This is a genomic window from Arthrobacter sp. 01N444 (assembly GCF_056399305.1).
The window spans coordinates 99,739-120,916 of sequence record NZ_JBFTRB010000015.1; the positions used below are offsets into that span (position 1 = coordinate 99,739).

Genomic DNA, 21,178 nt, shown 5'->3' on the forward strand with positions numbered 1-21,178 from the left:
GAAAGTCTGTTTTTGGGTGTGCTGAAGGGAAGCCCGGCGAATCGTCGCGGGCACCTCTTGTTGGGGGGAGGGCGGGCCGCCGTCGTAAATCTCGACGCCGGCCGGTGCGTTCGTGTCGAAGTGCCCCTTGACGGGGCGGCAGCGCCGCTTAGTTGCGGCCGCTGAGCTTCAGGACCTGCTTGAAAAGGCCCGAGTGGTCCAGTCCGCCGTCGCCCTGGTTGACGGTGGCGGCGACGAGCTGCGCGACGATGGCGCCGAGGGGGACGGCGACATTGGCCTCGCGGGCCGCGGAGGTGACGATGCCGAGGTCCTTGTGGTGCAGGGCCAGGCGGAAACCGGGGTCGAAGTTGCGGTCCAGCATCTTCTGGCCCTTCTGCTCCAGGACCTTGGAGCCGGCCAGGCCGCCGCCGAGGACCTTGAGGGCGGCGTCCGTGTCCACGCCGTAGGCCTCGAGGAAGGCGATCGCCTCGCCAAGGACTTCAATGTTGACGGCCACGATCAGCTGGTTGGCTGCCTTGACGGTCTGGCCGGCGCCGGAGGGCCCCACGTGGACGATGGTCTTGCCGACGGCGGCCAGGACATCCCGTGCCGCCTCGAAGTCGGCGGCGTCACCGCCCACCATGATGGAGAGCGCGGCGTCGATGGCGCCTTGTTCGCCGCCGGAGACCGGGGCGTCGAGGGGACGGATCCCGGCGGCCCGGGCGTCGTCGGCGAGGCGTTTGGCGACGTCGGGGCGGATGCTGCTGGCATCAACCCACAGGGCGCCCGGCTTGGCGTTGTCGAACACGCCGTCGGGACCGCTGACCACGCCTTCGACGTCGGGGGAGTCCGGCACCATGGTGATGACCACGTCGGCGTCCCTGACGGCCTCCGCGATGCTCGCGGCACCCTTGCCGCCTTCGGAGACGAGCTTGTCGGTCTTGTCCTGGCTGCGGTTGAAGCCCGTGACCGCGTGGCCGGCCTTGACGAGGTTGATGGCCATGGGCAGGCCCATGATACCGAGGCCGATGACTGCGATGTTGCTCATTGTGGTTCTCTTTCTGACGTCTTTGTGTTCGATGTAGCGCGGGTGTGCTTCTTTGCCACGGCGGGCGGTGGGCCCACGCCCGCCGGGTTCCCTGGCCGAGCTTGCGAGGTTAGGGAGCGGGTGGGGATTACTGCGAGACGCGCTGGCGGATGGCCCAGCTGAATGCGGTCCCCGCGGGTTCCTTGTATTCGAGGCCGATGTAGCCCTCGTAGCCGAGTGCGCGGCTGCGGGCGATCCATTCGCCGAGGGGAAGCTGCCCGGTTCCGGGAGCCCCGCGGCCGGGGTTGTCGGCGATCTGGATGTGGCCGAAGTCCTTGGCGTGCTTTTCGATGACGGCGGCGACGTCGTCACCGTTCACGGCCAGGTGGTAGAAGTCCGCGAGGAGCTTGACGTTCCCGGCGCCGGATTCCTGCTTGACCCGGGCGATCACATCGAGGGCATCCTGCGCCTTGAGCAGGGGGTACCGGGGGGCGCCGCTGACGGGTTCCAGGAGGACCGTACCGCCGATGCGGGCCACGCCGGCAGCCGCCGTCGCGAGATTTTCGGCGCCAATGGCGTCCTGCTGCTCAGCGGATTCGCCGTCAATGCGGTTGCCGTAGAGGGCGTTGAAGGCCTTGCAGCCGAGGCGCTCACCGATGCCGGCGACGACGTCGATGTTGTCCTGGAATTCGGTGGAGCGCGCGGGCCAGGAGACCAGGCCGCGGTCGCCGCCGGGCATGTCGCCCGCGTTGAAGTTCAGGCCCGTCAGCTGAACGCCGGCGTCGGTAATGGCGTTCTCAAACCGGGCAACCTCGACGTCGGTGGGGACGGAGGTCTCGAAGGGCCACCAGAATTCTACGGCGTCAAAACCGGCGGCCTTCGCGGCGGCCGGGCGTTCCCAGAGGGGGAGCTCCGTCAGGAGGATGGAGCAGTTCACGGTGTACGTCATTGTGGGTTCCTTCCGGTGTGGGCGGGAGCTGGATCCCGGGCACCTTTGCCTTGCAGATCCTTGCTTGTTTTCCGCTTTGTGGAATTAAGATTCTGCTTTATGAAAAGTGTAGGGAAGGTTGGGCCGGGGAGTCAAGGGGTGAGCGAATGGGGGTGTGGCTGCGGGGTGAGGCGCGAGGGACCCCAATATTCTTTCCCCGGCACCTCGGAGCGCGGGAGCCTACGGTATTTCAGGTTCCGGCAGTTCAGGGCGCGCGGGCAGCAGATGCGGCGAAATTCCCTACCGCTTCGTTGGGTCCTTGCGGATGCCCAGGCCCACGAGTGCGCCGACCCCGAGGCCGATCAGCAGGCCCGTGAATGGCTTGTCGACGGTGGTGACTCCGATGGCGAAGCCGAGGGCCGCGCCAAGGAGCATTCCGATCCACAGGGATTCGTACTTCACAGCCTCAGGCTAGTAAGCATCGCCCGGGCCGCAAGGGCTCCGGGCTGGGTGACCAGATTTGGTGCCGAGGCGCGGCCGGCGGAACCACGGAGGAGTCCGCCCCGTCAGACGGGGCGGACTCCACTACGTGGATCGGTATTGGTGGATCGGTATTCGTGGATCGGTCTTAGGTCAGGCGGATCTGGCGGTTGACGTCCTTGTACAGCAGGTACCGGAAGTTGCCCGGACCGCCGGCGTAGCACGCCTGGGGGCAGAAGGCACGCAGCCACATGAAGTCGCCGGCCTCCACCTCCACCCAGTCGTCATTGAGCCGGTAGACGGCTTTGCCTTCCAGCACGAAGAGGCCGTGCTCCATGACGTGGGTTTCCGCGAAGGGGATGGAGGCGCCGGGCTTGAGGGTGACGATGTTGACGTGCATGTCGTGGGCGAGGTCCTCCGGGTCCACGAAACGCGTGGTGGCCCAGGCCCCGTCGGTGTCCGGCATCGCCCGCGGTGCGACGTCCTGGTCGCGGGTTACAAAGGATTTCGCCGTGTAGCCGTCCAGCGGCTCGTAGGCCTTCCGGATCCACTGGAAACTGGCGATCTCCCCGGACTCGTTCGCCACGGACCATTGGGCCCCCGCGGCGAGGTAGGCGTAGCCGCCCTCGCCCAGCCTGTGGATTTCCCCTTCGAGGGTCAGTGCCAGGGCGCCCTTGGTCAGGAAGATGACGCCTTCGACGCCGGCCTCCGGCTCGGGCTTCTCCGAGCCTCCGCCCGGTCCCACCTCGACGATCAGCTGCGAGAACGTCGTGGCAAAACCGGCGATGGGCCGGGCCAGGATCCAGGAGCGGGAGTTGGTCCAGCCGGGCAGTTTGCTCGTGACGATGTCCCGGAGCACGCCCTTCGGAATGACGGTGTAGGCCTCCTTGACCACGGCCCGGTCGGAGAGGATCTGGGTCTGCGGCGGAAGCCCGCCTTCGGGGTAGAAATAGTTGCTCATGGGTGCGTTCCTTTTGCGGAGGGAGTGGAGGTGTTGGCCAGCCGGGGGTGGGCCAGCGCGGTGAGTTCGGGGAGCCCGACGCCGGCCAGCGCCAGGACTTCTTCGGTGCCGACGGCGCCGCACTGGACGCCGCGAAGCACGAAGGCTGCCAGAGCCCGTGCGGTGGCGGGTTCATCCAGAACGCCGCCGGCGGTTTGGTCCACGTAATTGCGGAGCCGGGCAGCGGCGGCCGGGAGCCCTTGCCGGTAGAAGGCGTAGGTCGCGGCGAACCGGCTGGGCAGCTGGGCGGGGTGGAGGTCCCAGCCCTGGTAGTAGCCGCGTTCCAGCGAGCGGCGGACCAGCCGGCCGTGGAGCTGCCAGGCCTGCTCCACGTTCCCGCCCACCGGGATGATGTTGGTGGAGCCGTCGGAGAGCCGGATCCCGGTGCCGGCCGCGGCAAGCTGCATGACTTCCTTGGCAAAGTCCGCCACGGGATGTTCCATGGACTGGTATTCGGCGGAGATCTGCAGCGATGCTGAGTAGTCGTAGGTGCCGTAGTGCAGCCCGCTGATCCGGCCGGGCACCGCGTGCGGCAGGCGCGCCACCGGCGAGGTTCCGTCCGGGCCCAGGATGAGCTGCGGCGTTTCCACCTGAACCTCAAAGCGGAGCCGGCCCGCGGGGAGCGAGTGGACTTCCTCGAGCCGGGACACGGCGAAGGCCATGGCCTCAACCTGCGCCACCGTGGTGACCTTGGGCAGGGTGAGGACGAGCCCGTCCGGCAGTTCGCCGGCGGTGGCCAGCTGCGAGACGAAGAGATCCAGGGTCCGCAGACCCCGGGCGCGGGTGGCAGCCTCGAAGCACTTGAAGCGGATCCCGATGAACGGCGGCGCGGTACCGGCGGCGACGGCGGCGGCCACGGCGGATGCCGCGGCGACAGCGGCGGCGTCCTCGGCGTCGTCGCCCCGGTCCCCGAACCCGTCCTCAAAGTCCAGGCGGAGGTCCTCGATCGGCTCGCGTGAGAGCTTGGCCCGGACCCGCGGCGCGACGGCGGCGGCCAGTTCGGTTTCCTGGCCCTGCAGCGCGCACAGGCTTTCGACGCCGCCGCGGGCGTCCACCGCGGCGAGGCCCTGGGCGCCCCAGTCCGCGGCGAACTCCGGGCTGAAGCGGTCGGCCGGAACGTAGACGGTGTGCACCGGCTGGCGGGAGCCGTCGTCGCCCGGGTAGCTGCGCTCCAGCAGCCGGTCGGTGTCGGCGAGCTGCGCATCGATCCGGGCGAGGTCGGCCCCGGAGAGGGCCGGCGTCACCGGACCCTGACGCTGCAGATGGCTGCGTGGTTGCGTCCTGGCGCTGGCGGAGGTGGCTGCCATGCCTCAGCCCACCAGCTCGTACGCCGGCGTGGTGAGGAAGTCCGTGTAGTCCTCGGACAGGCAGATGTCGCCGATGAGCTTGCTGGCGGGCAGGTAGTGCTTCACGAAAGCGTCCTCGCCCACCTCGCCCCGGAGCTTCTCGGTTTCCTCGGCCAGGATCCCGGATACCAGCTCGCGGGTGACGGTCCGGCCAGTGTCGGCGAGCACAGAGTGGTTGCGGATCTGCTGCCAGACCTGGGACCGCGAGATTTCCGCCGTCGCCGCGTCCTCCATCAGGTTGTGGATGGCGACCGCGCCGTTGCCCGAAATCCACACCGCTGTGTAGGCGACGGCAACGTAGAGGTTCAGGCGCATGCCTGCCTCGGTGACCGTGCCACGGGCGGAGGCGACGTCCAGGAGCTGGTCCGCGGTGACCGAGACTTCCGGGCGCTGCCTGTCCAGCTGGTTCGGCCGCTCGCCCAGGACGGCGTCGAAGACGTCCCGGCAGACCGGCACCAGGTCCGGGTGGGCCACCCAGGAACCGTCAAAGCCGTCGTTCGCCTCACGGGTCTTGTCCGCGCGCACTTTCTCGAACGCCTGGGCTGTAACCTCGGGTTCGCGGCGGTTGGGAATGACGGCCGCCATGCCGCCCATGGCGAAGGCGCCGCGGTGGTGGCAGGTCTTGACCAGCAGTTCGGTGTAGGCGCGCATAAACGGCGCGGTCATAGCCACGGTGGCGCGGTCCGGCAGCACAAAGCGCGAGCCGGCGTCACGGAAGTACTTGATGATGCTGAACAGGTAGTCCCAGCGGCCGGCGTTCAGGCCTGAGGCGTGGTCGCGGAGTTCGTAGAGGATCTCGTCCATTTCGAATGCTGCGGGGATGGTCTCGATCAGGACGGTCGCGCGGATGGTGCCTTGCGGAATGCCGAGGTAGTCCTGGGCGAAGACGAAGACCTCGTTCCACAGCCGGGCCTCGAGGTGGCTCTCCATCTTGGGCAGGTAATAGTACGGGCCATGGCCATTCTTCAGCAGCTGCCTGGCGGTGTGGAAGAAGTGCAGGCCGAAGTCCACCAGGGCGCCCACGGTGTGTTCGCCGTCGATCAGCAGGTGGCGCTCTGCCATGTGCCAGCCGCGCGGGCGGGCGACAACGACGGCCAGCGGGGCATCGGTCCGGAGCGTATATTCCTTGCCCTCGGGGGACGTGTAGGCCAGGGTTCCCGCCGCGGCGTCGCGGAGGTTCAGGATTGATTCGATCACGTTGGACCAGGTGGGAGTGCTGGCGTCCTCGAGGTCCGCGAGCCAGACCTTGGCCCCGGAGTTCAGGGCATTAATGGCCATCTTGGCCGGTGCGGCCGGACCCGTCATTTCCACCCGGCGGTCCTGCAGGGCTGTCGGGGCCGGGGCCACCGTCCAGTCGCCTTCACGGATATCACGGGTTTCCGGCAGGAAATCGAGCCGGCCGGTGCGGGCCACCTCGTCGCGTTTGACCGCGCGGGCCTTGAGCAAATCCGCGCGGGTGGCGGCGAAACGCTGGTGCAATTGCTCAATGAAGGCCAGCGCCTCGGCTGTGAGGATCTCCTCCGCGCGGTCAACGGGGCGGCGGGCTGAAATGGTGAGGGCCATTGTGGTCCTTCCTGGTCGGTGAAGCAGGCGGCGAATCAGGCGTGGGTCAGCGCGGCGGCCGGGACCGTCGCGTGGGCAGCCGCGACAACCGCCGCGGCGACGTCGGCGGCAACGTGGGGGTCGAAGACGCTGGGAATGATGTAGCTGGCATTGAGCTCGTCGTCGGCGACCCGGTTGGCGATCGCCGCGGCGGCGGCCACCAGCATCTCGGGGGTGATGTCCGCCGCCCCCGCGTCCAGCAGCCCGCGGAAGAACCCTGGGAAGGCCAGGACGTTGTTGATCTGGTTGGGGAAGTCGCTGCGGCCGGTCGCCACCACAGCGGCGTGCCGTGATGCGACCACCGGGTCGATTTCCGGCGTGGGGTTGGCCATGGCGAACACAATAGCGTCGTTGGCCATGGATGCCACCTGTTCTTCGCCGATCACGTGCGGTGCGCTGACGCCGATGAAGACGTCGGCTCCCTTGAGCGCTTCGTGCAGCGTGCCCGAGAAGCCCCGTTCATTGGTGTTCTCGGCAATCCACGTGCGGTGCTCGTCGTTGTACTGTTCGCCGAAGTGGATCGCTCCCGATCGGCCGGCGGCGATGATGTTGCGGGCCCCCTGTGCCTTGAGCAGCGCGATGATGGCGGAGCCGGCGGCGCCGACGCCCGAAACGACAATCCGGACCTCGGAGAGTTTTTTGTCCACGACGCGCAGGGCGTTGGTCAGGGCTGCCAGCGTGACGATTGCGGTTCCGTGCTGGTCGTCGTGGAAGACCGGGATGTCGAGCTCCTCGCGGAGCCGGGTTTCGATCTCGAAGCAGCGCGGAGCGGCGATGTCCTCAAGGTTGACCCCGCCATAGACCGGGGCGAGCGCCTTGACGATCCGGATGATTTCCTCCGTGTCCTGGGTGTCCAGGCAGACCGGCCAGGCGTCGACGTTGGCGAACTGCTTGAAGAGCGCGGCCTTGCCTTCCATGACCGGCAGTGCGGCGGCCGGGCCGATGTTGCCGAGGCCCAGGACGGCGGAGCCGTCGGTCACGACGGCGATGGTGTTGCGTTTGATGGTCAGGTTCCGGGCGGCCGCAGGGTTTTCCGCGATCGCCAGGCAGACGCGGGCGACGCCGGGGGTGTAGGCGCGGGAGAGGTCGTCGCGGTTGCGCAGGGCGACCTTCGGCACAACCTCCAGCTTGCCGCCGAGGTGCATCAGGAAGGTTCGGTCCGAGACGTTCCGGACCGTGACGCCGTCGAGCGCGTTGAGCGCGTCCTTGACGCGTGCGGCGTGGTCGTCGTCCGTGGTGTTGCAGGTGACGTCGACTACCAGGGTCTCGTGGTGGGACTCGGTGACGTCCAGGGCCGTGATCGCGGCGCCGGCCGCACCGACGGCGGCGGCCAGTTCGCTGGTGGCGGTGAAGCTCGAGGGCGCCTCCACGCGCAGGGTGATCGAATTTCCGGGGCTGGGATTCGCCATTGAATTTTCCTCCTAGTCGGCCCGCGGGCGGGCTCTTACTGCACTAACTTATTTCGTATGATGGATATTATTATCTACTTTGTGGAAATACAAGCCCCGAGGGTCCGTCGACGGCGGGCCGGCGGTACTGTATCTTGGGTCTACTAAGCACTTTTTTCACGATGTGGATAAAATTTGTCGGAAGCAACCTCTCAGGAGAGCAAAGTTATGGCGGAAAAAGCCCCCGGAGGCGTGCAGTCCGTTGAACGCGTTTTCGAACTTCTGGAACTGATCACTGACGCCGGCGGCGACGTCACACTCAGCGAACTCTCGTCCTCCACCGACCTGCCGCTTCCCACCATCCACCGGCTGCTGCGCACCCTCGTTACCCTGGGCTACATCCGGCAGCTGCCGAACCGGCGCTATGCCCTGGGCCCGCGCCTGATCCGTCTGGGCGAGGCGGCGAACAAGCAGCTCGGCGCGCTTGCCCGGCCGCAGCTCCAGTCCCTCGTGGAACGGCTCGGGGAAACCGCCAACATGGCCGTGCTGGACTCTGACATGGTGATGTACGTGGCCCAGGTCCCGTCCCTGCATTCCATGCGGATGATCACCGAAGTGGGCCGCCGCGGTTACATGCATGCCACCGGCATGGGCAAAGCGATCCTGGCCCAGCTGGACGATGAGACGGTGCGTGGCATCGTGACCCGGAAGGGCATGCCCACCCCCACTCCGAAGAGCATCGGCGACGTCGAGTCCCTGTTCGCCGACTTGAAGCTGATCCGCGGCCGCGGCTATTCGATCGATGAGGAAGAGCAAGAGATCGGCGTCCGCTGCTTCGCGATTGCCATCCCCAATGCGCCGACCCCCGCGGCGATTTCCGTCTCCGGGCCTGTTTCCCGGGTGGACGAGACTTTCGCGGATCGGGCTGTGCCATTGCTGCGCGAGGCAGCCCTGGCGATCTCCCAGGACCTTAACAAGAGCTGACCTCCAGCTGCTGTGCCGCCGTCTGCCAGGCCACGTTGCGGCCCCTTTACCTTCACAGGGAGGGGCCGCAACGCTCATGCCGGTGGTGTCTTAGGGGGCTAGTGTTCGGATGTCGCGGCGGACTCCACCGGGACTTCCTTGCCGTCGCAGTCGATCAGTTTGCCGTTCTCGTAACGGTCGCCCTCGGCAAGGCATTGAAGGTCTTCCTCGCGGATGACGCGGCCCGTTCCGGCCACGAAGACCGACTGGTTCTCCGAGTTGCCCTTCTTTAGGTGGTTGAAGAGCAGGTTCAGCGCGATGGCCATGACCGCTGCGGAGCTGATGCCGGAATGGAAAATCGTTGCGAACCAGCTGGGGAACTTGTCGTAGAACGTGGGGGCGGCGATCGGGATCATCCCGAAGCCGATGGAGGCGGCGACGATGATCAGGTTCATGTTGTTCCGGTACTCCACCTTGGCCAGCGTGCGGATGCCGCTCGCGGCCACCGTGCCGAAGAGCACAATTCCGGCACCTCCCAAGACCGCCGTCGGGACCGCCGCGACCACGCGGCCGAGCACTGGCAGCAGGCCCAGCAGCACCAGGATGACGCCGCCGGCCGCCACTACATAGCGGCTCTTGATCTTGGTGACGGCGACCAGGCCAACGTTCTGGGCGAACGCGCTTTGCGTGAAGGAGCCGAAGACCGGCGCCACGAGGCTGGAAACCATATCTGCCCGCAGGCCCGCTGCGATCCGCTTCGAATCAACCCGGGTGCCCACGATTTCGCCGACGGCCAGGATGTCGGCCATGGTCTCGGTCAGGATCACCAGCACCACGATCAGCATGGAGATGATGGCGGCAGCTTCGAAGGTGGGTGCGCCGAGGTGGAACGGTGCGGGGAAGGCGACGATCGGGCCGTCGCCGACGTTCGAGAAGTCCGCCATGCCGGTGACGACGGCGACCCCCGTTCCGGCCAGCATGGCCAGCAGGATGGACAGGCGGGAAATAGTGGCGCTGCCGACCTTGCTCAGCAGGAGCACGAGGGCCAGGGTAATGGCCGCCAGCCCGATGTTGGCCACGCTCCCGTAGTCCTCGGCCTTCCTGTTTCCGCCCATGGCCCAGTTGGCCGCCACGGGCATCAGTGTGAGGCCGATGATGGTGATGACTGTGCCGGTGACCACCGGCGGGAAGAACCGGACAATCTTGGAGAACACCGGGGCGATCAGCAGCCCGATGGCTGCAGAGGCAATGACAGCGCCGAAGACGGCAGGGAGGCCGCCTCCGCCGGTGACGATGGCGACCATCGTCGCCACGCTGGCGAACGAGACGCCCTGAACCAGGGGGAGCTGGGAGCCGAAGAACGGCAAGCCCAGGGTCTGGAGCAGCGTGGCCAGGCCGCCCATGAAGAGGGCCGCGGCGATCAGAACCCCGACGTCGGCCGGAGCCAGGCCGGCGGCCTGGCCGACGATCAGGGGGACGGCGATGATGCCGCCGTACATAGTCAGGACGTGCTGGAAGCCGTAGGCGAAACTGCTTCCGATGGAGAGTCGTTGGTCCTCGGGGCGGGGGGTGCCGCCGGAGCCGCCGGTGCCGCGGGTGCGTGGCAGCCGGGCGGTCAATTTTTTGCGTGCGTTCATGGCAGACCTTCTTGGTTCATGGCGGACTTCTTCGTCCGGCTAACAATGTCTGGCTAACGGGTGCTGGAATGCCGGCGCCGGAGCTCCGGGCCGGCCCGCTCGGGAGTCCTAGCAGAAGCCGGCGATCCCGGACCAGGCGATTTCCGCGGGGCTGGCGTCTTCACGCTGGACGGTGGCCTCGATCAGGCCGTAGGGGCGGTCGGCGGCGAAGAAGACCTCGTTGGGGTTGTCGAGGCCAAAGGGCGAGAGGTCAACGAGGAAGTGGTGCTTGTTGGGCATGGAGAACTTGATCTCGTCGATCTCGGTGTGAGCTTCGAGGACCTTGGCGCCCATGTCAAAGAGGGTCTGCTGCAGGGCGTGCGAGTACTTTTCGGTGAAGCCCTCCAGCAGCAGGCTCTTGACGTCCTCGTAGCTCTTGTTGAAGTCGAAGGTGCCGAAGTCGGTGCCGGTCCTGAAGCGCCAGCGGGCCGATACGTCCGTGGCGAGGATGCGGTCGGACGTTTCCGGGAGGGTGGTGTACTTGTCCCGCGGGAAGCCGCTGAATCCAGACTGGGTGGACTTCAGCACGGTGAGGTCCTTGAGCCCGGCGATGAGGTGCTCGGTACCGCCGTTGCGGACAAGGACCGCGGTGCGGACTTCCTGGCCGCTGCGGACGAAGGAGTGGTCGTGCCCGGTCCCGTGGGCCTGGATCCGGTCCCATTTGTAGGATTCGGCTGCCCAGCGGCCGCCGGTGACCCAGTCGAAGTTCGAGGTGAAGTGCTTGCCTAGCCGCAGCAGGAAGGCTTCCGGGGAGCCGATGCCGTCCCGGGCGAAGGCATAGATGGTGTTCTTTTGGGTGTCCGTGGCCACCACATGGCTGTTGTCGCCTTCGAGGTGGGCAGCCGCGAAGTCCCCGCGCAACTGCGAGGTGACATTCAGGTCTTCGATTGCATGGCGGTCGGTGTCCCTGGTGATCTTGACGACCCGGACTTCGGCTTTTCCGTACTGGTTGTGGCCGAGGACGATCTTGTTGCTCATGGTCTGATTCCCAACTTCAGGTATGTGGCACCAAAGTCCCACATAGAAATTAAGCGCGTGTTTCCCGCGCGTTTCTCATTCCGTCGGCCCACAAAAAAGAGCCGACATCAGTTGATGCCAGCTCATTACGACCCTGCCTGCTGCTCCCAGGTTACGTGACCTGCGCCACGAATTGGGATTAAGCGTAGCCCGGTCCGGGCGTGGTGTACATCACTTTCCGAAAAAACGGTTTGTGACCGCGGCGGTCAGGGCCCTTGACCGCCGGCTTCCGTCGCCCTAGTCTTTTCCATATAGCAATAAATTATTTCCAAAATGTGGAATTCTGCCGCATGATTCGGTTCGGTGCGAGGAAGCAGCCACACAATGCATGAGGAGGAATCCATGAACTCGCAGGAGAAGGGCAGTGCCGTTGAATTTCCGGCGCCCGGGGTGGAGCTGTACCTGCCGTTCGCCGCCGCGGACTTCGGTGCCACGGACCCGGACTTCTACATTCCGGCCGACTGCGAGCGGAGGGACCGCGGCTTTTCCCGATGGCTACGTGCGCTGCCGCTCTTTGGCCGGTAGGCGTTTTTTTGGGCGGTAGGGCGGCGTTGGCGTGAAGACCCGGAAATAGAGATTTCACATAACGAAAACAGGCTTCCATCAAGTTGGGCGCGCCGCGCGGACATCCCGGTGCTACTGTCGATCTTGCCAACGGCGGGCAGCCCGGGACGCGGGAAGCTATCTACCAGGCGCAACCTTCAAGGCACATGCTGAAGACTGGTCACCGTCGCATACGGCCCTTGCGTACCCGTCACGGTGTACAGGCTTCCGCAGGTAGGGAGTGGCGGCATGACTACAACCGGTACGGCTCAGAAGTTCCTGGCGAGATCCATCGAGTTGGCTACGGCTAACGTCCTGAACGGCGGCGGCCCGTTCGGCGCAGTGGTGGTCACTGCGGACGGGCTTGCGTTCGAAGGCGTCAACCGCGTCACCGCCACCAACGATCCCACGGCGCACGCCGAGGTGACGGCCATCCGGCGGGCCTGTAGCGAACTGGGCACTTTCGATCTCAGCGGTGCCACGCTCTACTGCAGCTGCGAGCCGTGCCCCATGTGCCTGGCGTCCGCACTGTGGGCGCGGGTGTCACGCGTGATGTTCGCCGCGGACCGGCACGATGCCGCGGCTGCGGGGTTCGATGACGCCGTCTTCTACGAATACTTCGAAAACGACCAGCGCGACACGCTCATGCCGGTGGGCAGGCTGCAACTGACAGACCCGCAAGCGCCCGCGGCACTGGATCCCTTCAAGGCCTGGAACTCGCTTGAGTCCCGGACCGACTACTAGCGCCGGGGACTGCGGCCATGTTGGATCTGCTCCCGCACCTGGGCACATGGCGGCCGGCCGCGTCCGGGCAGCTCTGCGCGGTGGCCACCGTCGTGGGCACTGCCGGATCAGTGCCTAGGCCCGTGGGCACCTCCATGCTGGTCTCGGAGACCGGCGAGGTGCTGGGCAGCCTGTCCGGCGGCTGCGTTGAAGGGGCCGTTGTGGAAGCGGCCCTGGAGGCAATGCGCGATGGCGGGACGCGCCGGGAGTGCTTCGGCTACAGCGCCGAGGACGCGTTTGCGGCCGGGCTGACCTGCGGCGGCAGGCTGGAAATCCACATCGAACCCGTGGATACTGGGCCCGGCCGGCTGCGGCTGGACGGCCTGCTGGCCCTGGCCGGGAGGCATCCGGCCGGCGGCGCTGCGCTGATCCGCAGGGTAGACGCCGGCGGAGGCGGCGCCGTCGTGGTTCCAGACCCGGCGGCCTTCCAGGTACTGCAGTCGGCCGAACTCGCCGCGATGCTCGGTGCGGGCGGTTCCGGTGGTGCCGGGCTCGCGATGCGGGCGGCAGCAGCCCAGTTGGAACCGCTGCTGAGGGGAGGCCGTACAGGGCTGGTCCGGATCGCGTCCGCGGGGGAGCGCCAGCAGGAACCCGTGAGCCTGCTGGTGGAGAGCCGGCTACCGGCACCGCGCCTGCTGATCTTCGGCGCCAATGACTTCGGTGCGGCACTCGTGCCGGCCGCGAAACTCCTGGGCTTCCATGTCACGGTGTGCGATGCGCGCCCGGCGTTCGCACAGCAGGACAGGTTCGGCGCCGCGGACGAGGTGGCCACGGCCTGGCCGCACCGGTACTTGGCGGACCAAGTGCTGGCCGGCCGCACCGACGCCCGGACGGCCATCTGCGTGCTCACACACGATCCGAAATTCGATGTCCCGCTCCTGCAGGCCGCGCTCGGCCTGGACGTGGACTATGTCGGCGCCATGGGGTCCAGACGAAGCCACCGCGGGCGGATCGATGCTCTGCGGCAGGCCGGCGTGGCCGACGGCGACCTGGCCCGGCTGCACTCACCCATCGGCCTGGACCTCGGGGCCGTCACGCCGGAAGAGGTCGCGGTCTCCATCACGGCAGAACTCGTGGCCAACCGGAGCAAGGCCGCCGGGCTGGCCCAGGGCAGCGTGTCCCTGAAGGATGCCAGCGGCCCCATTCACCACTACTCCCGAAATCATCAGGACAGCAGTCATCACGGCCGCAACCATCACGGCCGCAACCATCACGACAGCAGCGCCGGCATGCCGGAACCTGAGGAGGCCCAGTGGACATGAACACCATCGAGGCCGTGGTCCGCACCGCGGATCCGGCGCAGTGGCGCGAAGGGGACGCCTGGCTCGCGGGGGGTACCGTGCTTTTCTCCTCTGGGAGCCCCGCCGCCGGACAGGAACCGCTCCGGCGCCTCCTGGACCTCGGCTCCACGGACTGGACACCCATAGCGGTGTCGGCGGCCGGCATCGAGCTGGCGGCGACCTGCACCATCGCGCAACTGTATGCATTCCCGGATGCGGATGCGGATGCGGATGCGGATGCCGGCTCGGCCGCCGGCCGCGGCCTGGCCGGGAACTGGCCCGGCGTGGAACTCGTCCGCCCCTGCTGCGAGTCTTTTGTGGCCTCCTTCAAGGTCTGGTACATGTCCACGGTGGGCGGCAATCTGTGCACTTCCCTGCCGGCCGGGCCCATGATCTCGCTTTGCGCGGCGCTCGACGCCAGGGCCACCATTCTGGGCCCCGGCGGCGCCCGCCGCACGCTCCCGGTGCTGGACTTCGTTACGGGCGACGGGACGAACTGCCTCGCTCCCGGCGAGCTCCTGCGCAGCGTGACCCTGCCGGCGGCGGCACTGTCCTCCCGGGTGGCCTTCCGCCGGCTGTCGCTGAGCAACCTGGGCAGGTCAGCGGTGCTGCTGATTGGAAGGCTCGACGCCGGCGGCACCCTGGTCCTGACCGTCACCGCAGCCACCAAGCGCCCCGTGCAGCTGCGCCTGGAGTCCTCCGCGGCGGCGCTCGCCGGCGCCCTCACTGATGCTCTCTCCGAGGCCTTGGATGCCGCCATCCCCGATGACCTGTACCACGACGACGTCCACGGCCTGCCCGCCTGGCGCAAGGACATGACGTACCGGCTGGCCCATGAAATCCAGGCCGAACTCACCGCCCCGGCAGGCCGCGACCCGTTACGCATATCCGGTGACTTCTGGCCGCCGCGGGGCGGGACCCTGAACGGTGGACCCCGGACGGAAGGTGCCTGAGCATGAGAATCGAGATCAACGGTGTCCCGGCGCAGGCCGAACCCCGTCCCGGCCAGTGCCTGCGGACGTTCCTTCGCGAACAGGGGAACCTGGGCGTCAAGAAGGGCTGCGACGCCGGCGACTGCGGCGCCTGCACGGTGCACGTGGACGGGGTCCCGGTGCACAGCTGCATTTATCCCGCGGTCCGCGCGGAAGGCCGGGCGGTTACCACGGTGGAAGGACTGGCCGCCGCCAGCGCCTCCAGCGCCGCCAGCGCCGCCAGCGCCTCCAGCGCCGCCAGCGCCGCCAGCGCCGCCAGCGCCGCCGGTGACCCCAACAGCACCGCGCTTCATCCGATGCAGCAGCAGTTCCTGGACCGGCAGGGCTTCCAATGCGGCTTTTGCACGGCCGGCATGGTGATGACGGCAGCGACGTTCGATGAGGAGCAGAGGGCGGACCTGCCGCGGAACCTGAAGGGCAACCTGTGCCGGTGCACCGGGTACACGGCCATCGAGGACGCCGTCTGCGGGAGGGGGAGCCGCCCGGTCACCTCTTCTGAGGGGCACGGCCGGCCGGAGCCGCGCCCCGGACAACTGGGCGACGACGCTCCCGCCCCCGCCGGCCTCGCCATCGTCACGGGGCTGGCCCGCTACACCCTCGACGTCCCGGCCGACGAGCTGCCCGGGCTGCTGCACGCGAAACTGCTGCGCTCCCCGCATGCCCACGCCCGGATCCGCTCCATCGACGCAGCAGCCGCGCTGGCGATTCCCGGCGTCGCGGCCGTCTTCACCCACGAGGACTCCCCGGCGCAGCTGTTTTCGACCGCGCAGCACGAGCTCTACACCGACGACCCGGACGACACCCGAGTGTTTGACGACGTCGTGCGGTTCACCGGCCAGCGCGTCGCCGCAGTCGTCGCCGACACCGTGGCGGCGGCGGAGGCAGGCGTGCGGGCCCTGAAGGTCGACTACGAGGTGCTGGACGCCGTCTTCACCCCGGAGCACGCCATGCTCCCCGGTGCCCCCGCCCTCCACGGGGACAAGGACGCGACCACGGCCCGCATCAGCCGGCCGGAGCGGAACGTCGTCGCGGAACTGCATTCCGAGCTCGGCGATATGGCGGCCGGGTTCGCCGCGGCGGACTTCATCCACGAACACACGTACCGGACTCAACGGGTGCAGCACATGGCGCTCGAAACCCATGCCTCCATCGCCTCCATCGGCGGTGACGGGCGCCTGCTGATCCGCACCTCGAGCCAGGTCCCGTTCCTGGTGCGGCGCACCCTGGGCCGGGTGTTCGGCCTGCCGGAAGAGCAGATCCGGGTGGTTGCCGGACGGGTGGGCGGCGGCTTCGGCGGCAAACAAGAGGTGCTCACCGAGGACGTCGTGGCTCTGGCGGCCCTGAAGCTCAACCGCCCCGTGCAGCTTGAATTCACCCGGACCGAACAGTTCACCGCCGCCACCACCAAGCATCCCTTCACCATCCATCTCAAGGCCGGCGCCAGCCGCGACGGGCGGCTGACCGCACTGAAGCTGGAGGTGCTCACCAACACGGGCGCCTACGGCAACCACGCGACCGGGGTCATGTTCCACGGCTGCGGTGAGTCGTTGGCGGTGTACAAATGCGCCAACAAGAAAGTGGACGCCCACGCCGTGTACACCAACACGGTGCCGTCCGGTGCCTTCCGAGGCTACGGGCTCAGCCAGATGATCTTCGCGATCGAATCCGGCATCGACGAGCTCGCGGCAGGGATCGGCATGGACCCCCTGGAGTTCCGCCGCCGGAACATGGTCCGGGAAGGCGACGACATGCTGTCCATCCGCGACGAGCCCCAGGAGGACGTCCGCTACGGCAGCTACGGCCTGGACCAGTGCACGAAGCTGGTCGAGGACGCGCTGGCCCGTGGGCGGGAACGCTGCCGCGCCGCCGGCCTCGACAGCCTGGGACCGGACTGGGTGGTCGGGGAGGGGACGGCCCTGTCCATGATCGACACCGTCCCGCCACGCGGCCACTTTGCCCACTCCAGGCTCCGGCTCCTGCCCGACGGGACCTACGCCGCCGACGTCGGGACGGCAGAATTCGGCAACGGCACCTCCACCGTCCACGCGCAGCTCGCGGCCACCGCGCTGTCCACCTCCGCCGCCCGCGTCACCCTCCGGCAGTCCGACACCGACCTCGTGGACCACGATTCCGGCGCGTTCGGATCTGCCGGCACCGTGGTGGCCGGCAAAGCGACGCTGGCCGCCGCAGAGGACCTCGCCCTCCGCATCCGCGCCTTCGCCGCCGGCCTCCGCCGCGTGCCGCCCTCCGGCTGCGTCCTGGACATGGACGCCGTGGTCTGCGAGGGAACCCGGGTGCCCCTGACGGAAATTTACGGCGCCGCGGAGCAGGCCGGCGTCGAGCTCGCCGCCGAGGGGCGTTGGGGCGGGACGCCGCGCTCGGTGGCGTTCAATGTCCAGGGCTTCCGGGTGGCCGTGAATACCGGGACGGGGGAGCTGCGGATCCTGCAGAGCGTGCAGGCGGCCGACGCCGGCGTGGTGGTCAATCCGCGCCAGTGCCGCGGCCAGATCGAAGGCGGGATCGCGCAGGCCCTCGGCTCTGCGCTCTACGAGGAGGTCGCAGTGGACGACGCCGGCCGCGTCACCACCGACGTCCTGCGGCAGTACCACGTCCCCTCCTTTGCCGACGTGCCGCGCAGCGAGGTGTACTTCGCCGACACCAGCGACAAGCTGGGCCCGCTGGGCGCGAAGTCGATGAGCGAGAGCCCGTTCAATCCGGTGGCGCCGGCGCTCGCGAACGCCATCCGGAACGCCACCGGCGTGAGGTTTTCCCAGCTGCCCATCTCCCGGGACAAGATCTACCTGGGCCTGAAGGAGGCAGGGCTGGTTCCTCCGCTTTGAGGCCGCTGACGGCCTATAGTCGGACGATGGAACAACGAATCTTGGGCAAAACCGGACGAAACGTCTCCACGGTCGGGTTGGGGACCTGGCAGCTTGGCGCGGACTGGGGCAACGTGGACCCCGCGCAGGCGCAGGCCATCCTGGCGGCCTCCGTCGAAGCGGGCGTCACGTTCTTCGACACCGCGGACGTCTATGGCGACGGCCGCAGTGAGCAGGCCATCGGCGCGTTCCTGGCAGACAACCCCGGCCTGGACATCACGGTGGCCACCAAGATGGGCCGGCGGGTGGAGCAGCGGCCGGAGAGCTACAACCTCGCCAACTTCCGCGAATGGACGGACCGGTCGCGGCGCAACCTGGGCGTCGAGCAGCTGGATCTGGTCCAGCTGCACTGCCCGCCCACCGCGGTGTACAGCAACAACGAGGTCTACGACGCGCTGGACACGCTCGTGGCCGAGGGGGCCATCCGCAACTACGGCGTTAGCGTGGAGCGGACCGAGGAAGCCCTCGAAGCAATGCGCCACGACGGCACCGCCACCGTGCAGATCATCCTCAACGCCTTCCGGCTCAAGCCGCTGGATGAAGTGTTGCCCGCCGCCGAGGCCGCCGGGGTGGGCATCATCGCCCGTGTCCCGCTCGCCTCCGGGCTGCTCTCCGGCAAATACACAGCGGAGACGTCCTTCGCGGAGGACGACCACCGGAACTATAACCGCACCGGATCGGCGTTCGACGTCGGGGAAACCTTCTCCGGCGTGGACTTCGGGGAAGGCCTCAAAGCGGTGGCCGAGTTCGACGAACTGGTGCCCGACGGCGTCAGCACCGCCCAGGCGGCCATCGCCTGGATCGCGGCGCAGGACGGCGTCAGCACGGTGATCCCGGGCGCGCGGAACGTGGACCAGGCGCGCTCCAATGCCGCCGCGGCGGGTGTCAGCGGCATTGACGCAACGTTCGACGTCGGCGTCCGCGAAATCTATGACCGCTACTTCCGCGAAACGATCCACCCCCGCTGGTAGGGCGCTTGATTCTGCCTGGTGTCCCCAAGGGCCGGCGAATGACTGTTTCCTCCATCGACGGCTTTGTTGACCGGCTCGCGGCCGTCGAAACGGGGCCGGGCTGCAACAACTTCTTTGACCACACCGTGCCTGGAAATGCGCAGCGCCGGCGGAACCTGGAGCTCTATCTGGGGGAGATGCAGGACCGCGCCCCAAAGGTCCTGCTGCTGGGCGAAGCCCCCGGGTACAGGGGCATGAGGATCACCGGGATTCCCTTCACGAACCGGTCCATGTTCGAAGGCCCTGCCAACGGGTTTGGGCTGTTTGGGCCCGGGAAGGGGTACGTGCTTCCGGCAGACGCCGAAGGCATAGCCGCCGAGCCGACGGCCACGGTGATGTGGCAGGTCCTGGCCGAACTGGAGTTCCTGCCCCTGCTGTGGAGCGCCTGCCCGTGGCACACCCACGTGCCCGGGCGGCCGCTGTCCAACCGCACGCCGAGGGCCTCCGAGGCTGCCTTGGGAACTCCGTTCTGGCAGGCGCTGATCGAGGCGTTTTCCATCGAAACTGTGGTGGCCGTGGGCAATGTGGCGCACCGCAGCCTGCAGCGCAGCGGCCTGGACGCCCCGAAAATCAGGCACCCGGCTCACGGCGGCCGGTCCGGTTTCAAGCGTGGCCTGCAGGAATTGTTAGCTCACTCGCGCTAAAACCAACGCGGGGTCAGATACGGCCCATCGAGGGGGTCTTGATGGGCCGTATCTGACCCCGCGTTGTCTTTAGTCGAGGAGGTGCAGCTGTTCGGGGGAGTCGAGGTCCTCGCCGCCGGAGAGGTCGCTGCAGTCCACCAGATCAATCAGGTCCCGGTGCGCCCGCAGGAAGACGCGCGCGCCGGCGTCGCCCGTTGCTGTTTCCGCGGCTTCGGTGCGAAGCCCGGCATCGAGCAGCAGCGGGTGTCCGCGCTGCAGCGTCCCCTCCGCGTCGCGGTAGCCGGCCGCCGTTACCCGGCCGGGCCGGTGGGCTGCCAGCAGCCGGGTGACGGTCTCCCTGGTCAGGCTGGGCTGGTCCACCAGCGCAATGAGCACATGGGCCTCCAGGGCCGCCGCGGCGATACCGGCCCGGAACGAGCTGCCCATCCCGCTGGCCCAGTGCGGGTTGTCGATGACCCGGTGCCGGCCGAGGTCGGTGGCGGCGCGGACCCTTGCCGCATCCGCGCCAAGCACCACCACCACCTCCCGGCAGCCGCCCGCTAGCAGCACGTCAGCGAGCACTTCGACCAGCGTGCGGCCATGGAAGGGGAGCAACGCCTTGGGCCCGAGCCCCAGCCGGGTCCCGGCTCCGGCGGCCAGCAGCACCGCCGTCGTGCCGCCGGATCCGGTGCCGTGCGCTCTGCTGTCGCTCATCTGCCCACCATAACTCGCTTCTCAGGCGTCGCCACCCGCTCCTCCGGTGGTCCCGGCGGTGACGTCCAGGAGCTTGTAGCGGTCGATCGCGTAGGCGGGCACCCCGCTGTCGACCTCTCCGCGCGAGGCCAGCAGCTGGAGGGTCTTCACTACAATCGAGTGGATGTCGTTCTTGAAGAAACGGCGGGCCGCGGCGCGGGTGTCGGAGAAGCCGAAGCCGTCCGCGCCGAGCGAGGCAAACTCGTTCGGCAGGAACTGGCGGATCTGGTCCGGCACGGCCTTCATGTAGTCGGTGACCGCCACGACCGGCCCGGTGGCACCGGCGAGCTGCTGGGCCACGAACGGGACGCGGGCGGGCTGGCCGGGGTTCAGGAAGGCCTCTTCTTCTGCCGCGAGGCCGTCGCGGCGGAGTTCGGTCCAGGAGGTCACGGACCAGACATCGGCGGAGACGCCCCAGTCCTCGGCGAGGACCCGCTGGGCTTCGAGGGCCCACGGAACGGACACGCCGGAGGCCAGGATCTGGCTTTTAGGCCCGTCAAAGTCCGACGCCGACACCCGGTAGATGCCTTTCAGGACACCGTTGACGTCGAGATTTTCGGGTTCGGCCGGCTGGAAGATCGGCTCGTTGTACACCGTGAGGTAGTACATCAGGTTCCGCGACGGATCGTTGTCGGCAATTTCTTTCCCGGCTTCACCGGGCCCATACATCCGCTCCAGGCCGTCCCGGATGATGTGGCCCATTTCGTACCCGAACGCTGGGTCGTAGGTGATGACGGCCGGGTTGGTTGCCGCCAGTATCGGGGAGTGGCCGTCGGCGTGCTGCAGGCCTTCGCCGGTCAGGGTGGTGCGTCCGGCGGTGGCGCCGATGATGAACCCGCGGGTCATCTGGTCGGCGGCGGCCCAGAAGGAATCGCCGGTGCGCTGGAAGCCGAACATCGAGTAGAAGAC

Annotated in this window: 19 protein-coding genes; 8 read left to right on the forward strand and 11 right to left on the reverse strand. The window is 67.8% G+C overall.

Annotated elements, in window-relative coordinates; all coding sequences use genetic code 11:
• Window positions 1-148 precede the first annotated feature (148 nt).
• From AC1DKN_RS16060 to AC1DKN_RS16090, 7 genes are all read right to left on the reverse strand, one after another.
• Window positions 149-1,060: a 2-hydroxy-3-oxopropionate reductase gene (locus AC1DKN_RS16060; RefSeq protein WP_476871861.1), complete on the reverse strand. Its 912-nt coding sequence runs from the start codon at window positions 1,058-1,060 to the stop codon at window positions 149-151.
• A gap of 94 nt (window positions 1,061-1,154) precedes the next feature.
• A complete protein-coding gene (locus AC1DKN_RS16065) occupies window positions 1,155-1,955 on the reverse strand; it encodes a hydroxypyruvate isomerase family protein (RefSeq protein WP_476871843.1) in 801 nt (266 codons plus the stop codon).
• 279 nt (window positions 1,956-2,234) lie between these two features.
• Entirely contained in the window at window positions 2,235-2,396 is a 162-nt protein-coding gene (locus AC1DKN_RS16070; protein WP_162159054.1) for a glycine zipper domain-containing protein, read from the reverse strand.
• A 166-nt stretch (window positions 2,397-2,562) separates the two neighbouring features.
• Window positions 2,563-3,375: a bifunctional allantoicase/(S)-ureidoglycine aminohydrolase gene (locus tag AC1DKN_RS16075; protein WP_476871844.1), complete on the reverse strand. Its 813-nt coding sequence runs from the start codon at window positions 3,373-3,375 to the stop codon at window positions 2,563-2,565.
• The gene (locus AC1DKN_RS16080; RefSeq protein ID WP_476871862.1) at window positions 3,372-4,658 is read right to left on the reverse strand and encodes a DUF6986 family protein; all 1,287 of its coding nucleotides are present in this window, start codon (window positions 4,656-4,658) and stop codon (window positions 3,372-3,374) included. Before AC1DKN_RS16080 ends, AC1DKN_RS16075 begins: the two co-directional genes overlap by 4 nt.
• Window positions 4,659-4,724: 66 nt before the next feature.
• Window positions 4,725-6,323 carry a malate synthase A gene (gene aceB, locus AC1DKN_RS16085; protein WP_476871845.1) on the reverse strand — a complete coding sequence of 533 codons (1,599 nt, stop codon included), beginning with the start codon at window positions 6,321-6,323 and terminating at the stop codon, window positions 4,725-4,727.
• A gap of 35 nt (window positions 6,324-6,358) precedes the next feature.
• Window positions 6,359-7,771 carry an NAD-dependent malic enzyme gene (locus AC1DKN_RS16090; protein ID WP_476871846.1) on the reverse strand — a complete coding sequence of 471 codons (1,413 nt, stop codon included), beginning with the start codon at window positions 7,769-7,771 and terminating at the stop codon, window positions 6,359-6,361.
• 207 nt (window positions 7,772-7,978) lie between these two features.
• Here AC1DKN_RS16090 and AC1DKN_RS16095 point away from each other — a divergent pair, with 207 nt between their 5' ends.
• The gene (locus AC1DKN_RS16095; protein ID WP_476860186.1) at window positions 7,979-8,734 is read left to right on the forward strand and encodes an IclR family transcriptional regulator; all 756 of its coding nucleotides are present in this window, start codon (window positions 7,979-7,981) and stop codon (window positions 8,732-8,734) included.
• A 98-nt stretch (window positions 8,735-8,832) separates the two neighbouring features.
• Here AC1DKN_RS16095 and AC1DKN_RS16100 read toward each other — a convergent pair whose 3' ends face one another.
• Window positions 8,833-10,350, reverse strand: a complete 1,518-nt coding sequence (locus AC1DKN_RS16100) for a nucleobase:cation symporter-2 family protein (protein ID WP_476871847.1) — start codon at window positions 10,348-10,350, stop codon at window positions 8,833-8,835.
• A 108-nt stretch (window positions 10,351-10,458) separates the two neighbouring features.
• The gene (gene pucL / locus AC1DKN_RS16105; protein WP_476871848.1) at window positions 10,459-11,367 is read right to left on the reverse strand and encodes a factor-independent urate hydroxylase; all 909 of its coding nucleotides are present in this window, start codon (window positions 11,365-11,367) and stop codon (window positions 10,459-10,461) included.
• A gap of 381 nt (window positions 11,368-11,748) precedes the next feature.
• Between pucL and AC1DKN_RS16110 the strand changes: the two genes are divergently transcribed.
• The 7 genes from AC1DKN_RS16110 to AC1DKN_RS16140 all read left to right on the forward strand — a co-directional run bounded on the left by AC1DKN_RS16110 (window position 11,749) and on the right by AC1DKN_RS16140 (window position 19,537).
• Window positions 11,749-11,931, forward strand: a complete 183-nt coding sequence (locus AC1DKN_RS16110; RefSeq protein ID WP_476871849.1) for a hypothetical protein — start codon at window positions 11,749-11,751, stop codon at window positions 11,929-11,931.
• 267 nt (window positions 11,932-12,198) lie between these two features.
• Entirely contained in the window at window positions 12,199-12,693 is a 495-nt protein-coding gene (locus tag AC1DKN_RS16115) for a nucleoside deaminase (RefSeq protein ID WP_476871850.1), read from the forward strand.
• Window positions 12,694-12,710: 17 nt separating this feature from the next.
• Entirely contained in the window at window positions 12,711-13,994 is a 1,284-nt protein-coding gene (locus AC1DKN_RS16120) for an XdhC family protein (RefSeq protein ID WP_476871851.1), read from the forward strand.
• Window positions 13,985-14,965, forward strand: coding sequence for an FAD binding domain-containing protein (locus AC1DKN_RS16125; protein WP_476871852.1), 981 nt, complete (start codon window positions 13,985-13,987; stop codon window positions 14,963-14,965). The genes AC1DKN_RS16120 and AC1DKN_RS16125 overlap by 10 nt, the downstream gene beginning before the upstream one ends.
• Before the next feature lie 2 nt (window positions 14,966-14,967).
• Complete coding sequence (locus AC1DKN_RS16130) at window positions 14,968-17,844, forward strand: molybdopterin-dependent oxidoreductase (protein WP_476871853.1); 2,877 nt, start codon at window positions 14,968-14,970, stop codon at window positions 17,842-17,844.
• A 26-nt stretch (window positions 17,845-17,870) separates the two neighbouring features.
• On the forward strand, window positions 17,871-18,854 hold the full coding sequence (locus tag AC1DKN_RS16135; protein ID WP_476871854.1) for an aldo/keto reductase: 984 nt from the start codon (window positions 17,871-17,873) through the stop codon (window positions 18,852-18,854).
• Window positions 18,855-18,892: 38 nt separating this feature from the next.
• Entirely contained in the window at window positions 18,893-19,537 is a 645-nt protein-coding gene (locus AC1DKN_RS16140; protein ID WP_476871855.1) for a uracil-DNA glycosylase, read from the forward strand.
• A 69-nt stretch (window positions 19,538-19,606) separates the two neighbouring features.
• On the opposite strand, the gene nboR is transcribed toward AC1DKN_RS16140, so the two are convergent.
• Complete coding sequence (nboR, locus tag AC1DKN_RS16145; RefSeq protein WP_476871856.1) at window positions 19,607-20,230, reverse strand: nicotine blue oxidoreductase; 624 nt, start codon at window positions 20,228-20,230, stop codon at window positions 19,607-19,609.
• Window positions 20,231-20,251: 21 nt separating this feature from the next.
• On the reverse strand, window positions 20,252-21,178 hold a 927-nt coding region (locus AC1DKN_RS16150; protein WP_476871857.1), incomplete at its 5' end, for a transketolase-like TK C-terminal-containing protein.

Bases quoted from the DNA above. Each gene is read 5' to 3' on its own strand.
- AC1DKN_RS16065 (WP_476871843.1), bottom strand. From the start codon at position 1,955: ATGACGTACACCGTGAACTGCTCCATCCTCCTGACGGAGCTCCCCCTC.
- AC1DKN_RS16075 (WP_476871844.1), bottom strand. From the start codon at position 3,375: ATGAGCAACTATTTCTACCCCGAAGGCGGGCTTCCGCCGCAGACCCAG.
- aceB (WP_476871845.1), bottom strand. From the start codon at position 6,323: ATGGCCCTCACCATTTCAGCCCGCCGCCCCGTTGACCGCGCGGAGGAG.
- AC1DKN_RS16090 (WP_476871846.1), bottom strand. From the start codon at position 7,771: ATGGCGAATCCCAGCCCCGGAAATTCGATCACCCTGCGCGTGGAGGCG.
- AC1DKN_RS16095 (WP_476860186.1), top strand. From the start codon at position 7,979: ATGGCGGAAAAAGCCCCCGGAGGCGTGCAGTCCGTTGAACGCGTTTTC.
- AC1DKN_RS16100 (WP_476871847.1), bottom strand. From the start codon at position 10,350: ATGAACGCACGCAAAAAATTGACCGCCCGGCTGCCACGCACCCGCGGC.
- pucL (WP_476871848.1), bottom strand. From the start codon at position 11,367: ATGAGCAACAAGATCGTCCTCGGCCACAACCAGTACGGAAAAGCCGAA.
- AC1DKN_RS16110 (WP_476871849.1), top strand. From the start codon at position 11,749: ATGAACTCGCAGGAGAAGGGCAGTGCCGTTGAATTTCCGGCGCCCGGG.
- AC1DKN_RS16115 (WP_476871850.1), top strand. From the start codon at position 12,199: ATGACTACAACCGGTACGGCTCAGAAGTTCCTGGCGAGATCCATCGAG.
- AC1DKN_RS16120 (WP_476871851.1), top strand. From the start codon at position 12,711: ATGTTGGATCTGCTCCCGCACCTGGGCACATGGCGGCCGGCCGCGTCC.
- AC1DKN_RS16130 (WP_476871853.1), top strand. From the start codon at position 14,968: ATGAGAATCGAGATCAACGGTGTCCCGGCGCAGGCCGAACCCCGTCCC.
- AC1DKN_RS16135 (WP_476871854.1), top strand. From the start codon at position 17,871: ATGGAACAACGAATCTTGGGCAAAACCGGACGAAACGTCTCCACGGTC.
- AC1DKN_RS16140 (WP_476871855.1), top strand. From the start codon at position 18,893: ATGACTGTTTCCTCCATCGACGGCTTTGTTGACCGGCTCGCGGCCGTC.
- nboR (WP_476871856.1), bottom strand. From the start codon at position 20,230: ATGAGCGACAGCAGAGCGCACGGCACCGGATCCGGCGGCACGACGGCG.